Annotated in this window: 1 protein-coding gene and 1 pseudogene; both read left to right on the top strand. The window is 62.8% G+C overall.

The window, feature by feature from the left end:
• The coding region (locus AC5RWX_RS34405) for an uL13 family ribosomal protein (RefSeq protein WP_494100595.1) at positions 1-221 on the top strand (221 nt) is incomplete at its 5' end.
• Between the two features lie 38 nt (positions 222-259).
• Positions 260-401, top strand: a pseudogene (locus AC5RWX_RS34400) (30S ribosomal protein S9); the annotation flags it as partial.

The following is a 401-nucleotide window of genomic DNA, read 5'->3' as shown; positions in this document are numbered from 1 at the left end:
ACCGCCACTCCGGCTACCCGGGCGGCCTGACCTCCGTCAACTACGCGGAACTGCTGGAATCCAACCCGGTCCGCGCCGTTGAGAAGGCCATCAAGGGCATGCTCCCGAAGAACTCCCTCGCTGCACAGCAGCTGGGCAAGCTGAAGGTGTACCGCGGTGCTGAGCACCCCCACGCCGCCCAGCAGCCCAAGACTTTCGAAATCACCCAGGTCGCCCAGTAGTCCTGGCCACCAAACAACTTATCTATACAAGGAGAATCGTGGCTCAGAACGAAGAGACCACCGAAGCCGTCGAGGCTGAGGAAACCCTGACCAGCTACACCTCTGAAAGCTCAGCTGCTGACGCCGCTGCGCCGAAGAAGGAGCGCCCGGCACTGACCGTTGCCGGCGCAGCTGTTGGCC

The sequence above is a fragment of the Arthrobacter sp. SPT-J7 genome (assembly GCF_059089965.1).
The sequence above is the reverse complement of the archived record's forward strand: the minus strand, read 5'-3'. Positions and strand labels throughout refer to the sequence as shown.